12 protein-coding genes are annotated in these 14,338 nt (G+C 74.3%); 2 read left to right on the top strand and 10 right to left on the bottom strand.

Going from position 1 to position 14,338, the window contains the following annotated elements; genetic code table 11:
• Nucleotides 1-356 precede the first annotated feature (356 nt).
• Nucleotides 357-2,042 (top strand): alkaline phosphatase, encoded by a 1,686-nt coding sequence (phoA, locus tag EDF64_RS13670; RefSeq protein WP_133520535.1) that lies wholly within the window; start codon nucleotides 357-359, stop codon nucleotides 2,040-2,042.
• A gap of 45 nt (nucleotides 2,043-2,087) precedes the next feature.
• Here phoA and EDF64_RS13665 read toward each other — a convergent pair whose 3' ends face one another.
• The 5 genes from EDF64_RS13665 to EDF64_RS13645 form a co-directional block, all read right to left on the bottom strand.
• On the bottom strand, nucleotides 2,088-2,747 hold the full coding sequence (locus EDF64_RS13665; protein WP_133520534.1) for a response regulator: 660 nt from the start codon (nucleotides 2,745-2,747) through the stop codon (nucleotides 2,088-2,090).
• A complete protein-coding gene (locus EDF64_RS13660) occupies nucleotides 2,744-3,970 on the bottom strand; it encodes a sensor histidine kinase (protein WP_133520533.1) in 1,227 nt (408 codons plus the stop codon). The genes EDF64_RS13665 and EDF64_RS13660 overlap by 4 nt, the downstream gene beginning before the upstream one ends.
• The gene (locus EDF64_RS13655; protein WP_133520532.1) at nucleotides 3,967-4,614 is read right to left on the bottom strand and encodes a DedA family protein; all 648 of its coding nucleotides are present in this window, start codon (nucleotides 4,612-4,614) and stop codon (nucleotides 3,967-3,969) included. Before EDF64_RS13655 ends, EDF64_RS13660 begins: the two co-directional genes overlap by 4 nt.
• A gap of 124 nt (nucleotides 4,615-4,738) precedes the next feature.
• Entirely contained in the window at nucleotides 4,739-6,244 is a 1,506-nt protein-coding gene (gene rfaE2 / locus EDF64_RS13650; RefSeq protein WP_133520531.1) for a D-glycero-beta-D-manno-heptose 1-phosphate adenylyltransferase, read from the bottom strand.
• A complete protein-coding gene (locus tag EDF64_RS13645; RefSeq protein ID WP_133520530.1) occupies nucleotides 6,241-7,821 on the bottom strand; it encodes an aldehyde dehydrogenase family protein in 1,581 nt (526 codons plus the stop codon). The genes rfaE2 and EDF64_RS13645 overlap by 4 nt, the downstream gene beginning before the upstream one ends.
• Nucleotides 7,822-7,952: 131 nt before the next feature.
• On the opposite strand from EDF64_RS13645, the gene EDF64_RS13640 reads away from it, so the two are divergent.
• Nucleotides 7,953-9,041 (top strand): glycosyltransferase family 9 protein, encoded by a 1,089-nt coding sequence (locus EDF64_RS13640; protein ID WP_133520529.1) that lies wholly within the window; start codon nucleotides 7,953-7,955, stop codon nucleotides 9,039-9,041.
• A 128-nt stretch (nucleotides 9,042-9,169) separates the two neighbouring features.
• On the opposite strand, the gene EDF64_RS13635 is transcribed toward EDF64_RS13640, so the two are convergent.
• The 5 genes from EDF64_RS13635 to EDF64_RS13615 are packed head-to-tail and all read right to left on the bottom strand — an operon-like array spanning nucleotide 9,170 to nucleotide 14,290.
• Nucleotides 9,170-9,874 (bottom strand): SDR family oxidoreductase, encoded by a 705-nt coding sequence (locus tag EDF64_RS13635; protein WP_133520528.1) that lies wholly within the window; start codon nucleotides 9,872-9,874, stop codon nucleotides 9,170-9,172.
• 57 nt (nucleotides 9,875-9,931) lie between these two features.
• Nucleotides 9,932-11,353, bottom strand: a complete 1,422-nt coding sequence (locus EDF64_RS13630; RefSeq protein ID WP_133520527.1) for a PfkB family carbohydrate kinase — start codon at nucleotides 11,351-11,353, stop codon at nucleotides 9,932-9,934.
• A complete protein-coding gene (locus EDF64_RS13625; RefSeq protein WP_133520526.1) occupies nucleotides 11,350-11,976 on the bottom strand; it encodes a D-sedoheptulose-7-phosphate isomerase in 627 nt (208 codons plus the stop codon). The genes EDF64_RS13630 and EDF64_RS13625 overlap by 4 nt, the downstream gene beginning before the upstream one ends.
• The gene (locus tag EDF64_RS13620; protein ID WP_133520525.1) at nucleotides 11,973-13,292 is read right to left on the bottom strand and encodes a glycosyltransferase; all 1,320 of its coding nucleotides are present in this window, start codon (nucleotides 13,290-13,292) and stop codon (nucleotides 11,973-11,975) included. Before EDF64_RS13620 ends, EDF64_RS13625 begins: the two co-directional genes overlap by 4 nt.
• Nucleotides 13,289-14,290, bottom strand: a complete 1,002-nt coding sequence (locus tag EDF64_RS13615) for a glycosyltransferase (RefSeq protein ID WP_133520524.1) — start codon at nucleotides 14,288-14,290, stop codon at nucleotides 13,289-13,291. Before EDF64_RS13615 ends, EDF64_RS13620 begins: the two co-directional genes overlap by 4 nt.
• Nucleotides 14,291-14,338: the final 48 nt, after the last annotated feature.

The raw sequence follows: 14,338 nt of genomic DNA, 5'->3' as shown, positions 1-14,338 counted from the left end.
GCCTCCCGTCCGTCTGTGCGTGGCCGCCTGTCGGGCCGTTGCGTGCGCGTGATGGCGACACCGTCGTCGTCGTCGTCGTCCGACAGCAGCCTTGTCGCAACCCGGCGTCTGCAACCGTTGCGTGCGCGTGACGGCGACACCGTCGTCGTCGTCCGACAGCAGCGTTGTCGCAACCCGGCGTCTGCAACGACGCCCGCACGCCGCCGCTGGCGCCCGCTGACGCCCGCACGCCGCACCCGCCAGCGGCCGGCGTCCGCCGTTCACGCGCCCGCCCCCTCCGGTTCACCCGCCTGTACCCCCGCACAGCCATCCTCGGATGGCACCCGTTCGGGGGCACACACGAGGGAGACCACGCAATGCAGCACACTCCGCAGCGCCGCCGCCGTGCCGCGCTCGCACTCGGCGCCGCACTCATCGCCGGCGCCATCGCCCTGCCGGGCACGGCCGCGGCCGTCGGGCAGCTCGCACTGAACCAGCACGGCGGCGCCCAGCGCGCAGCCGGCGACCAGACCCAGGCCGTCCGCAAGGCGATCAAGAACGCCAACGCGAAGAACGTCATCCTGCTCATCGGCGACGGGATGGGCGACTCCGAGATCACGATCGCCCGCAACTACCAGTACGGGGCCGCCGGGCGCCTGCCGGGCCTCGACGCCCTGCCGCTGACCGGCTCGTACACGACGTACTCGCTCACGAAGGACGGCGCGAACAAGGGCAAGCCGGACTACGTCACCGACTCCGCGGCCTCGGGCAGCGCGTGGGCGACCGGCACGAAGACCTACGACGGCGCCATCTCGGTCGACATCGACGGGAAGCCGCAGCAGACGCTCCTCGAGCTCGCGAAGGCGAACGGCCTCCGCACCGGCGACGTCTCGACCGCCGAGATCCAGGACGCCACCCCGGCCGTGCAGGTCGCCCACGTCGGCTCCCGCTCCTGCTACGGTCCGGACACCGCGGCCTGCGGTACGGACGCGCTGCAGAACGGCGGGCTCGGGTCGATCAGCGAGCAGCTGCTGAACGCCCGCCCGGACGTCACCCTCGGCGGCGGTTCGGCCAGCTTCCAGCAGACCGCGAAGGCCGGGCAGTACGCCGGCGACACGCTCTTCGACCAGGCCGAGCAGCGCGGGTACCAGGTGGTGTCCGACGCCGCCGGTCTGCAGGGCGTCCGGAAGGCCGACCAGCGGCAGCCGCTCCTCGGGCTCTTCACGCCGGGCAACTTCCCGACCCGCTACGCACCGACCACCGCGACGGTGGGCGGCGCCGACCAGGCTCCAGTGACCTGCACGCCGAACCCGGCGCGACTCGACACCGGGCTGTCGCTGGCCTCGCTGACGAACAAGTCGATCACCCTGCTCGACCGTGGCAAGAACGGCAAGGGCTTCTTCCTGCAGGTCGAGGGCGCCAGCATCGACAAGCAGGACCACGCCGCCGACGCCTGCGGCCAGATCGGCGAGACGATCGACTTCGACGAGGCCGTGCAGGCCGCGCTCGCCTTCGCCAAGAAGGACGGCAACACGCTCGTCATCGCGACCGCCGACCACGCGCACTCGAGCCAGATCGTCGACAACACGCCGCCGACCTCGCTCTCCACGGCCCTCGTCACCGCCGACGGCGCGACGATGAAGGTCTCCTACGGCACCTCGGGCGCCGGCGCCTCGCAGCAGCACACCGGCACCCAGGTCCGGATCGCCGGGTTCGGCCCCGGCGCTGCGAACGTCGTCGGCCTGACCGACCAGACGGACACGTTCTTCACGATGTCCGAGGCACTGCGCCTCAACGGCGACCTCGCCGCCCTGAGCCGCAGCGCCCGCGTCGACCTGTCCGTCGGGTCGCCGCGTCCGGGGCAGCGCGTCACGGTGACCGGTTCCAAGTTCGCCGGTGACCGCCAGGTCCGGGTGCAGGTCGGGTCGACCGACCTCGGCACAGTGGACGTCATCGACGGCACCGCGTCGGTGCAGTGGAAGGCCGTCGCCGGCACCGCCACGGTGACCGTCACGGGCGTGCAGTCCGGCAAGCAGGCCGCGAAGCAGGTCCGCGTCCGCTAGCCACCAACGGGCGCACGACACCGTGTCCGGCCTGGTCACCCCCGCTCAGGAGGGGGAGACCAGGCCGGTCTCGTACGCCAGCACGACGGCGTGCACGCGGTCCCGCAGCTGCAGCTTCGCCAGGATCCGCCCGACGTGCGTCTTCACGGTCTGCTCCGCGATGAAGAGCTCGGCAGCGATCTCGCCGTTCGACCGTCCCCGCGCCATCAGCAGGAAGACGTCGCGCTCCCGGTCGGTCAGCACGTCGATGGCCTCGGTCCGCGGCGCGGCCGGCGGGGGACCGGCCACGAACGCCTCGACGAGGTGCCGGGTCACGCGCGGTGCCAGCAGGGCCTCGCCCGACGCCACGGTCCGGACGGCCTGCACGAGCTCCTCGGCGCTGGCGTCCTTGAGCAGGAACCCGCTGGCACCGGCCCGCAGCGCGTCGAACACGTAGTCGTCGATGTCGAACGTCGTCAGCATCACCACGCGGACGGGCGGGTCCGACGCGGCCGCGGTGATCCGCCGGGTCGCCTCGATCCCGTCGAGCTCCGGCATCCGCACGTCCATCAGGATCACGTCCGGTCGCAGGCGTGCCGCCTGGGCGACCGCGTCGGCACCGTTCACCGCCTGGCCCACGACCTCGACGTCGTCCTGGGCCTGGAGGATCGCCATCAGTCCCATGCGGAACATCTGCTGGTCGTCGACCACCATCACCCGCGTCATCGGCTTCCTCCGTCGGCCGCCGGAGGGCGGGTGGGCAGGTGCACGTCGACGGTGAAACCGCCGTCCGGGTCCGCGCCGTGGGCGATCGTGCCACCGAGCGCGGCGACGCGCTCGCGCATCCCGGCGAGGCCGAACCCGCCGTCGTCCGGGGGAGCCGCTAGCACGGTGCCGGCCGGTGGCGCGGTGTTGGCGACCGTGACCCGGAGAGCCGAGCCGTGCCTCCCGACCGTCACGACGGTGGACGCGCCGGCCGCGTGCCGGGCCACGTTGCCGAGCGCTTCCTGCACGACCCGGTACACGGTGAGCTGCGCGAGCCGGTCGACGTCGTCCGCTGCGCCCAGCCGGAGCTCCACCGGGATCCCGGCGGCGCGCGTCGCCTGCACGAGCGCCGGCAGGTCCGCGAGGTCCGGCTGGGGGGCACGCTCCGCATCGGAGTCGCCGCGGAGCGTCCCGAGCAGCTGCCGCATCTCGCGGAGGGCCGTGCGGGAGGTCTCCGCGATCGCGGCGAACTCCGCACGGGCGCCGGGCGGCAGGTCGGCCACCCGGTACGGCGCGGACTCCGCCTGCATGTGCACGACGGACATGCTGTGCGCCACGACGTCGTGCAGCTCGCGGGCGATCCGGGAGCGGTCCTCGACCGATCGGCGCCGAGCCTGCTCGAGTTCGGCGTCGCGGCGGGCGGCGGCGAGTTCCTCGCGGATGGAGCGGCGCTGCCCGATGACGACCGCGGCCGCCGCGAGCACCAGGGAGTTGCCCGCGCTGACCACGAAGCTCGTCGCCCACACGTCCGCGTGGCCCCAGCGCTCCGGTGCGACCGCGACGAGCAGCAGGCTCAGCACGGTGGCCGCGATCCACACCGTCGCCGTGAGCCGCCAGGTGCTGCGGACCCCGAGGACGACGAGCAGGACGCTCAGCCCGATGATGCTCGTGACCGACACGGGCCACGGGCCGGTGGTGCTCGGCGCCGTCATCAGGCCGAGCGCGCCGAGAGCCGCCAGGTGCACGACCGACGCGGTGCGCGGGTACAGCGGTGCGAGACCGATGGTCAGGGAGAGCACCGCGGTGACCAGCATCGCGAGGGGGACCGGCACGCCGTAGTACTCGACCGTGACGGGGGCGGCGACCGCGAAGAGGGTGACCGCGATGACCACGAGGCCGATCCGGACGGCGAGGAGGAACCAGGACGGCCGGGGAGCCGGGGGCTGCTTCGGCGCTGTGGTCACGGGCGGGCGGTCTCTCCGGTCGGGGTGATGCGGGGCGCCGGGCGGGCGTCGCGCCTGCGGGAGATGCTACCGAGCACCCGGTCCACCGCGATCCCGAGGCCGGCCGCGACCACCATCGAAACGAGTGCGGCGACGAGCGGTTCGTGCAGGACGCTGGACGCGGCGAGGGCGATCCCGATCGACGTGGCCGACCACGCGAGGCCGGCGATCGCGCTGATCGCGAGGAACCGGCGATAGGGCAGCGTCGTCGCGCCGGCGGTCATGTTGACGGCGACCCGTCCGACCGGGATGTACCGGCCGACGAGGATGAGACTCGCGGAACGGCGCTGCATCTGCCGCTCGGCGAACGCGAAGGCAGCGGCGATCCTGGGACGCTTCGACCGTGCGAGCCGGGTCAGGCCGATGCGGCGCCCGATCCAGTACGCGACCGAGTCACCGGCGACGGCGCCGAGCGCGGCAGCCACCAGCACGCCGGCGAGGACGGGCTGGCCGGACGTCGCGGCGATGGCGGCGATCGCGACGAGGGCGGACTCGCTCGGCACCGGCGGGAAGAAGCCGTCGACGAAGCACAGGACGAAGAGGACGACGAAGACGAGCGGACTCGCTGCCAGCTCGACGACGAGCGGGGTGATCTGGTCGAACACGGGCGACGCTCCCTCCGCCGACGGACTTCGTCGACGGGAACGACGCTACGGAGGGGACGGGCCGCTGCCATCCCGCCGTGGTCTCGACCACCCCCCTACTGCGGTATGACTCGACCCTGATCGGTCACGGCGCCGGGTCGGGCTCGGGGCGCTGCGCGGCTTCGCGGATGCGCTGGACGACGGCGGTCGTGGAGTGCTCCGGCACGTAGTCGACCATCACGACCTCGCCGCCGTAGCCGCGCACGACCTCGGTCTCGCGCAGCATCTCCGGGGAGTAGTCGCCGCCCTTGACGTAGACCTCGGGTCGGAGTCGCTCGATGAGCGGGATCGGGGTGTCGGTCGCGAAGACCGTGACCAGGTCGACCGAGGCCAGGGCGGCGAGCACGCCGGCACGGTCCTCGGCCGGGTTGATCGGCCGTTCCGGGCCCTTCAGGCGCCGGACCGAGTCGTCGTCGTTGAGCGCGACGACGAGCAGGTCGCCGAGGTCGCGGGCCTGCCGCAGGTACGTCGTGTGCCCGCGGTGGACGACGTCGAAGCACCCGTTCGTGAAGACCACCCGTCGGCCGGCCTGCCGGGCGAGCAGCACCGCGTCGGCGAGCTCGTCGTGGTCGACGACGGTCGCGGCCGGAGCGGTCACGGACTCGAGGAGTGCCGCAGCGGTGCAGACGGAGGTGCCGGCCTCGCGGACGACGACGTCGGCGGCGGCCTGCGCGACCGACACGGCGTCGCGGAGGGGCGCACGAACGGCGAGGGCGACCGTGGCCGTGGCGCAGAAGGTGTCGCCGGCGCCGGAGGCCTGCTGTTCGGAAGCGGGGGTGGCGCGGGTGCGGAAGGCCGGGTCGGCGCCGGGTTCGGTGTCGTGCTCCAGCAGGACCGTGCCGTCGCGGTCGAGCGTGACGACCGCTGCTCGGGCGCCCGTGCGGTCGAGCACGTCACGGCGAGCGGCGACGACGGCGGCAGCCCGGTCGGCACCGGCCCCGAGCTCGCGTCCGAGGAGCGCAGCGGCCTCGCCGGCGTTCGGCGTGACGAGGTCGGGAGCGAGTGCTGCCCAGCGGGTGAGGTCGTGCGCATCGACGACGACAGCACCGGGCCGGTCACGGTCGAGCATCGGGACGACGTCGGACGCCTGCACGCCGAGCCCGTAGTCGCAGACCACGGCCGCGTCGGCGCAGCGGATCGCCCGTGCCACGGCCTCGCCGAGCCGGCTGCCGTGCTCGGCGGTCGGGGTCGCGGCGAGTTCGTCGACGCGGACCACCACGCGGTCACCCCCGACGACGCGGGACTTGGTCGTGGTGGTGGCGCCCTCGACGATGACCAGGTGCGAGGTGTCCACCCCGGCGGCGTCGAGCCGGTCACGGAGGACCCGTCCGGCTTCGTCGTCGCCGATGAGCCCGACGATCCGGACGCGGGCGCCGAGTGTTCGGGCGTTCACGGCGGTGTTCGCGGCGCCGCCGGGGACGGCGATGGTCTCGGTGACGCGGACGACCGGGGCGGGGGCCTCGCGTGAGACGCGTTCGGCCTCGCCGACCGTCCAGCGGTCGAGGATGCAGTCGCCGATCACGACGACGAGGGGTTCGCGGTCGTCGACCGTCGCGACGAAGTCCCGGACGAGTCGGACGTCGGCGGTCACCGGGCACCGCCGGTGGTGTCGGCGCTGCTCGCGGTCGCGCCGGTGGTGTCGGCGCTGCCCGCGGTCGCGCCGGCGGAGTCGGCCGGAGCGGGGGTCGGCGCGACGGCGGCCGGCGCCGACGTCACGGTGGTCGGTGCCGCGTCACTCGGTGCCGGGTCACGCGGCGCCGGTGCCGGTGCCGGTTCGAGGTGGACGACCGTCGTGGTCGTCATCTCGTCGAGCAGGTGCGGGCCGTAGCCGAAGCCGGCGCCGGATGCACCACGGGGCTGCGCGCTCCCGCCGGGTGCACCGCCGAACGCGGCGTTCACCTTGACGGTGCCGACCGGCAGCTCCGCAGCGGCCCGGAGGGCGTGCCCGGTGTCGTTCGTGAGCACCGTCGCGGCCAGACCGTACCGGTCCGCGGCGGCGAGTCGGAGCCCCTCGTCGAAGTCGTTGACGACACGCACCGGAGCGATCGGGCCGAAGGTCTCCTCGGTCATCACCAGCATGTCGTCGGTGCAGCCGGTCAGGACGGTGGCGGGGTAGAACGCGCCGAGGCCGCCCGGGGTCACGCCACCGGTCCGTGCCGAGGCGCCGTGCTGCAGGGCATCGTCGACGTGCGCCTGCACCGTGCGCCGGAGCCGGTCGTCCACGAGCGGTCCGTACTCCGTCGCCGGGGACGCCGTCCGCCGTTCGGCCTCGGCGACGAGCGCGGCGACGAAGGGTTCGGCGACGTCGCGGTGGACGTAGACGCGCTCGACGCTCGTGCAGATCTGCCCGGTGTTCGCGAAGGCGCCGAGGGCGACCTGCGCCGCGGCCCACGCGGGGTCGACGCCGGCGTCCACCACCACGGCGTCGTTCCCGCCGTTCTCACGGATCACGTGGGCGCGGGTGCGTGCCGCGACCTCGCTCAGCCGGTCGCCGGTCGCGGTCGAGCCGACGTGCGCGTAGACGTCGATGCCGTCCTGTGCGAGCAGGAGCTCGCCGGTGGCCGCGTCACCGTCGACGCCGACGAGGACGCCGTCCGGCAGGACCTCGGCGAGGAGCGCGTTGAGCCGTGCGAACGTGCCGGGGCTCCGCTCGCTGCCCTTGTGCACGACGGCGTTGCCGGTGACGATCGCGGCACCGAGGATCCCGCAGGCGACGGCGACCGGGTCGTTCCAGGGGGTGAGGGCGAGGACCACGCCGCGGGGGTGCGGCACGGACCAGTCGGCCGCTCCGAACTGCCCGCGCAGTGCTTCGCCGCGGTGCAGCGGACCGAGCTCGGCGTACTGCACGAGGGTCCCGACGCCGGCCTCGACCCCGCCGAGGGCGTCACCCGGGACCTTGCCAGTCTCACGGGTGTTCAGCGCGGCGAGCTCGTCGGCGTGTGCGCGGACGTGCTCGGCGGCACGGTGCAGCAGGGCACCGCGCTCGGCGGGGGCCGTGCGTGCCCACGGACCTGCGGCCGCGCGTGCACGAGCGACCGCGTTCCGGACGTCCTCCTCGGTGGCACGCGGCACCGTCGACGCGATCGACCCGTCCACCGGATCGGTCACGACCAGGGCGTCCTGATCGGAGCGTGCGGAGGCGTCGGTTGCGGGAGCTGCGAGCGTCATGGGTTCCTTCCGAGCGGGCGGGGGTCGAACGCTGCTCCGGACGGCCTGGGCGCCGACTCGGACTCGCGCTTCTCGTCCATCGGACGTCGGTGCTGGACGGCCGAGCGGCTTCGGACCGGTAGACGGGAGGGGTGCAACTGATCGGCAACGGCGGAGAACGGTTCGAGGACGTCCGGGAGATCGCGGTGCTCCGCGGCGGGGGACTGGGGGACCTCCTCTTCGCGGTCCCCGCGATCGAGGCCCTCGCCGCCGCCTACCCCGACGCCCGGCTCACGCTCCTCGGCACGCCGACGGCACCCGCGGTCCTCCGGGGCCGGACGACGGCGGTGCACGCGTTCGAGGAGCTCCCCGTCTCGCCCGGCGTGCGGGACTCCGGGGAGGGTGCGCCCTCCCTCGACGACTTCGTCGACCGGTTGCACGGACGGTTCGACCTCGCGGTGCAGCTCCACGGCGGCGGCCGCAACTCGAACCCGTTCCTGCTCCGCCTCGGCGCCCGGCACACCGTCGGGACCGCGACCGAGGACGCCGAGGTGCTGGAGCGCTGGGTCCGCTACGTCTACTACCAGCACGAGGTGGTCCGCGCGCTCGAGGTCGTCTCCCTCGCCGGCGCCGCCCCCGTCACGCTCGATCCGCGGGTGCGCGTCGAGGACGCTGAGCGAAGCGCGGTGCGCGAACGTCTCGGCGTCGCCGGCCGGCTCGTGGCGATCCACCCCGGTGCGACCGACCCGCGTCGTCGCTGGAGCCCGGACCGGTTCGCCGCCGTCGCCCGCGCGCGGCTCGAGGCCGGCGACGACGTGGTGCTCGTCGGCGACGCGACCGACGTCCCGGCGGCGGCTGCGATCTTCGCCGCCGTGCCCGAGGGACTCCGGGACCGCGTGCACGACCTGACCGACGCACTGCCGCTCGCCGAGCTCCCCGCGGTGCTCGCCGCCGCGGACGTCATGGTCGGCGACGACTCCGGGCCGCGCCACCTCGCCGTCGCGGTCGGCACCCCGACGGTCGGCGTGTTCTGGTTCGGGAACGTCGTCAACGCCGGCCCGTTCGACCGGGGACGGCACCGCGTGCACCTGTCCTTCGTGACGCGGTGCCCGGTGTGCGGCGTCGACGTCACGCAGGTCGGTTGGACGGCGGAGCGCTGCCCGCACGACCCGTCCTACGTCGACCAGGTCACGCCGGAGGCGGTCCTCGCCGACGTCGCCGAACTGCTCCGCACCACCTGACGCGGTCGCCCGTGCGCAGGTGGTGGCGACCAACGCGCGGTGCGAGGTTGGCCACTCCGTGCGGGTCTGCGTCCCCGCACGGAGTGATCAACCTCGCACCCGGCAGCGGCGCGGCGCGCAGCGAGCGTCTACGGCCAACTGGGTTCCGTCGCCGGCATGATCGAGAGCTCGCGGATCTCGCAGCCTGCCGGCTGCGAGAGCGCGAACAGGATCGCGTTCGCGACGTACTCGGGCTCGATGAGCTGCGCGTCCGGACCCGGCTTGTACTGCTCGGTGCGGTCGGCGAAGAAGTTCGTCCGCATGCCCGCCGGGATGATGTTCGTGACGCCGATGCGACCGCCGGTCTCGGCGGCGAGCGCCTGCGAGAACCCGCGGACGCCGAACTTCGACGCCGAGTACGCGGTGCCGTCGCCGACGCCGCGCAGGCCGAGCGATGACGAGATCGTCACGACGCGACCGTGCGTGGCCTCGAGCGCGGGCAGGGCAGCCCGCACGACCGCGGCGGTGCCGAGCAGGTTGACGCCGACGATGCGCTCCCAGTCGCCGGAGGAGATCGCTCCGATCGGCGCCGGCTTGTCGATGCCGGCGGCGGTGACCACGGCGTCGAGGCCACCGTGGCGCTCGGCGGCCTCGCGGACGGCCCGCTCCGTGGCCTCGGTGTCGGTCACGTCGACCGCGACCGCGTCGATGCCGTCGGGGACCGCGTCGACCCGCAGGTCGAGGACGATCGGGGTGCCGCCGGCCTCGGTGACGGCCGCGACGACCGCGGCACCGAGTCCGGAGGCGCCGCCGGTGACGAGGACGCGGCCGATGGGCGTGGTGGGGACGGGCATGGACTTCCTTCCGTAGGGGTGTGGTTGCGGCTGGCGGCGCGGGACTGCGCCGGGCGGTCAGCCGACCTGTTCGAGCGCCGCGGCCAGACGGGTCGTGGACCGGCCCGGGTGGAACGGGACCGTGACGACACGGCCGCCCCACTCGGCGAGCGTCGCGGTCTCGGGCAGTTCGCTCGCGGTGTAGTCGCCGCCCTTCGCCCAGACGTCGGGGCGGAAGCGCCGGAGGGCCTCGTCCGGCGTCTGCTCGTCGAACACCACGACCGCGTCGACGCAGTCGAGGGCGAGGAGCAGTTCGACCCGGTCGTCCTGGCCCATGATCGGCCGGTCCGGGCCCTTCAGCGCGCGGACCGAGTCGTCTGAGTTGAGGCACACGACCAGGCAGTCGCCGAGGGCCCGCGCCGCCGAGAGCGTGCGGGCGTGGCCGGCGTGCAGCAGGTCGAAGCAGCCGCCGGTCGCGACGACCGTGCCACCGGCGCTCCGGACGTCGTGCACGACGCGCATCGCATCGCGGTCGGTGCCGGGCACCCGGATCGGAGCGGGGCCGTCCTCGGCGAAGAGCGCGGTGACGCCTCCGGCAGCGAGGTACTCGGACGCGGCGGTGACACCGGCCGTGACCGCGTCCGCGACGTCGGCGCCCTCGGCGAGGGCCACGGCGACGCCGGCGGCGAGCCGGTCGCCCGCCCCGCAGGGGTCACCCGCGGTGACGGACGGGGCCGGGACGAACCGGTTCCCCTCGCGAGCACTCGCCACGAGCGCGCCGCGGTCCCCGAGCGTGACCGCGACCGCGCCGACGCCCCAGGTCTCGACGAGCACGGCGGCGGCCTCGGTCGCGAACGGCACGCCGTCGCCCGACACGTCCGTGAGGCGGCGGGCCTCCGCGCTGTTCGGCGTGGCCACCGTCGTCCCGGGCACCGGCGCAGCGCCCTTCGGGTGCGGGTCCCAGACGACCGGAACGCGCTCGGCGACCGCGGTGAGCGCGTCACGGAGCACGCCGGCGGCCGCGACGCCGCGGCCGTAGTCGGCGACGACGACGGCGTCCACGTCCTCGAGGGCGGCGACCATCGCGTCGGTGACGTCCGGCACGGGCGGGGTCGCGCAGCCCTCGTCGATGCGGACGAGGGCGTGGTCGGCGACCCGGACGCGGGTCTTCACCGGCGTCGGGGCTCCGGACGGCCCGGCGACGACCGTGACCCCGGGCAGGAGCGCACGGATCTCCGCCGCGCGGGCGTCGTCACTGAGCACCGTGACGAGGGTCACGTCGTGGCCGTCCCGGGTGAGCATTGTCGCAACGAGGCCGGCACCACCGGCCCGGCGGTCGTCGGTGCGGACGTCGACGACGGGGACCGGAGCGTCGGGGCTGAGGCGGTCGCTGGTTCCCGACACGTCGACGTCGAGCAGGGTGTCGCCGACGACGGCGATGCGGAGCGGACGGCCCGTCGCACGGTGTCCGCGCACCGGCCCGACGGCCGCGGCGGTCATCGGCGACCTCCGCGACGCAGCGCCGGCTCCATCGCCCGGCAGAGCGCGTGCACGATGACGAGCTGCGCCTCCTGCACGTTCGCCGACGGCCCGTCGATGCAGATCGCGTCGTCGACGGCCTCGGCGAGCGGGTTCGGTCGCGGCCCGGTCATCGCGATGGCACGCGCACCGACCGCCCGTGCGGCCTGTGCGGCACGGAGCAGGTTCGGGCTCTTCCCGCTGGTGCTCAGCAGGACGACGACGTCCCCGGCGCGGGCGTGCGCCGACACCTGGCGAGCGAACACCTCCGCGTAGCCGTAGTCGTTCCCGATGGCCGTGACGGCGGAGGACTCCGCGTGCAGCGAGATCGCCGAGTACGCGGGGCGGTCGCCGTCGAAGCGGCCGGTGAGCTCGGAGGTCAGGTGCTGCGCCTCGGCAGCGGACCCGCCGTTGCCCGCGGCGAGCAGGCGCCGGCCGGCCACGAGCCGCGCGGCGATGTCGTCCGCCCAGGCCGCGATGTGGTCCGTGTGGTCGACGAGCGAGGCGATCACGGGGACGGACGCCGCGACGTGGTCGAGTACGACGCGCGCACTCGCGGTCGTGGTCTCTTCCCCGACGGTGTCGGTCTGCTGCTCGATGGTCATCGTGCGGTCCTCTCCGTCGGGTGGGCGGACCGGACGGACCGTCCCGATCGTGCGGTGACGGCACTGCCGGTGCCGTTCCCGGCACTGCCCGCGACGAGCCGCTCGTACACGCGCTCGCTGTCGGCCGCGACCCGCTGCCACGTGTAGCGGTGCTCGGCGCGTTCCCGCCCGGCCCGGCCGTACGCCTCGCGGCGCTCCGGGTCGTCGAGCAGTCCGGCGACCGCGGCCGCGACCGCCGCCTCGTCACGCGGCGGCACGTGCAGCCCGGTGGCGTCCTCCACCACGGTGTCGATGAGACCGCCGACGCTCGACGCGACGACGGGTCGTCCGCACGCCATCGCCTCGAGCGGGACGATGCCGAACGGCTCGTACCAGGGTGCGCACACGACGACGTCGGCGCTCCGGTACACGGCGGGCATCTCGTGCTGGCCGAGCTGTCCGCGGAAGGTCACGTGGTCGCGGACGCCGAGCGACCGGGCGAGGGCGTCGAGCCGCTGGTACTCGGGGTCGTCCGGCAGGTCGGCACCGGCGACGCCGGCACCACCCACGACGACGAGCTCGACGTCGCGGCCCGCGTCGACCAGCGCGGCGAGGGCGGCGATGGTCGTGCCGACGCCCTTGCGCCGGACCAGCCGCGAGACGGTGAGGATGCGCGCGGGACGGCCGCGCTCCTCGACGGGGCGCCCGGCACCGGCCGGCTGGAACAGGGACACGTCCACGCCGCACGGCACCACCGAGATGCGGTGCAGCGGGACGCCGAGGGCCTTCAGCTCGAAGGCCTCGTCGGAGCAGGTCGCGACGACCTGCTCGACGCTCCGGCCCACGGCGGGTTCGACCCACTCGCGTTCGGCGGGACTCGTGTCGGCGGCCCCCTGGTGCCGGCGCTTCACGACGCCGAGGGCATGGAAGGTCTGCAGCACGGGGATCCGGATGCCTCCGGTGCGGGCCTGCACCTGGGCGACGGCCTCGAGGGCGGCGTGCCCGGACATCCAGAAGTGCGCGTGCACGACGTCAGGTCGGTCGACGAACCACTCCGCCGCGAGCACCGATGCGAACGTGCCCATGGACGGGAAGAGCTCGTCCTTCGGCACGGCGCGGGCCGGGCCGGCGTCGACGTGCACGACCTCGACCCCTGGCCGGAGCTGCACCCGCACCGGCTGCGCGGCGTCGTCCCGTCGCGTGTAGACGGTCACCTGGTGGCCCCGGTCGGCCAGCGCCCCGGACAGCTCGGCCACGTGGACGTTCTGTCCGCCGGCGTCCACTCCGCCGAGCACGGCGAGCGGGCTCGCGTGCTCGGACACCATCGCGATCCTCATCGCAGGCTCCCTTCCATCGAGGCTCCGGCCGCGCGGTTCCGTCGCGCACCGCGGGTGACGGCGTCGTCGAGCAGGTCGTCCCAGTCGGCGGCGAACCGACCGAGCGCGTGCCGTGCGAGCACGGCTTCGCGGGCGACGGCACCCCGTCGTCTCGCCTCGTCGGGGTCCTCCAGCAGCGTCCTGGAGGCGCGGATCAGGTCCTCGACGTCCGTCGCGATCGCGCCGGCAGCGTCCGGCACCGTGCGGGGTGCGTCCGTCGTCGCGAGGACGAGCACCGGCATGGCCATGTGCATCGCCTCGATGAGCGAGAGGCCGAGGGAGGTCCAGCGGTTCGGGTGCACGTACGCGCGTCGTTCGGCGAGGGCGGCGTGCATCGGGTCGGCGGGGACGTCACCGCGGGCGACGACGCGGTCGCCGAAGCCGAGCTCCGGCAGGCGTTCGGTGCCGATGCCCCAGACGTCCACCGGGGCGACCTCGGCGAACCGGGGGAGCAGGTCCGTGCCCACGACGCGGTTGCGGCGGACGGGCTCGTTGATGACGACGCCGAGGCGGTCGAGCGTGCCGGTGTAGAGCGGGCCCGGGTCGACGACGCCGTGCTCGACCACGGTCGTGCGGGTGGAACCGCAGTCCCACATGAGTGCGTTCCAGTGCGTGACGTGCGCGATCACCAGGTCGTCGCGGTCCCGGAGCGGGTGCAGGCTGTTCGGCACGTCGATCCGCGGAGCGTTGTGCTCGACGAACACCATCGGCACGTCGCGGCCGCCGAGCAGGCGCCGCGCTTCGTCGAGCTCCTCGGTGCGCTGCAGCACGACGACCTCGACCTCGGCCTCCGCCACGTCGGTCGGGTCGATCTCGACGGCGCTGTCCGGCCAGGCGCGTCCGCCGCGGCCGAGTCCCCAGGCGTCCCGTGCGGGGGTCGTCGGGATGAGGTACTCGTGCGGACCACGGACGAAGGCGTCCATCCATCCGCCGTGCACGTGCCACACGAGGATCCGCATGCAGAGCCCTTCGGTCAGTCGTTCCGGGAGAACAGGGAGAAGAGGTGG

The organism is Curtobacterium flaccumfaciens, from assembly GCF_004361695.1.
Classification (GTDB): domain Bacteria; phylum Actinomycetota; class Actinomycetes; order Actinomycetales; family Microbacteriaceae; genus Curtobacterium; species Curtobacterium flaccumfaciens_B.
This window is presented reverse-complemented; position numbering and strand designations above follow the sequence as displayed.

Bases quoted from the DNA above. Each gene is read 5' to 3' on its own strand.
- EDF64_RS13615 (WP_133520524.1), bottom strand. From the start codon at position 14,290: ATGCGGATCCTCGTGTGGCACGTGCACGGCGGATGGATGGACGCCTTC.
- EDF64_RS13645 (WP_133520530.1), bottom strand. From the start codon at position 7,821: ATGACGCTCGCAGCTCCCGCAACCGACGCCTCCGCACGCTCCGATCAG.
- EDF64_RS13630 (WP_133520527.1), bottom strand. From the start codon at position 11,353: ATGACCGCCGCGGCCGTCGGGCCGGTGCGCGGACACCGTGCGACGGGC.
- EDF64_RS13635 (WP_133520528.1), bottom strand. From the start codon at position 9,874: ATGCCCGTCCCCACCACGCCCATCGGCCGCGTCCTCGTCACCGGCGGC.
- EDF64_RS13625 (WP_133520526.1), bottom strand. From the start codon at position 11,976: ATGACCATCGAGCAGCAGACCGACACCGTCGGGGAAGAGACCACGACC.
- phoA (WP_133520535.1), top strand. From the start codon at position 357: ATGCAGCACACTCCGCAGCGCCGCCGCCGTGCCGCGCTCGCACTCGGC.
- EDF64_RS13620 (WP_133520525.1), bottom strand. From the start codon at position 13,292: ATGAGGATCGCGATGGTGTCCGAGCACGCGAGCCCGCTCGCCGTGCTC.
- EDF64_RS13665 (WP_133520534.1), bottom strand. From the start codon at position 2,747: ATGACGCGGGTGATGGTGGTCGACGACCAGCAGATGTTCCGCATGGGA.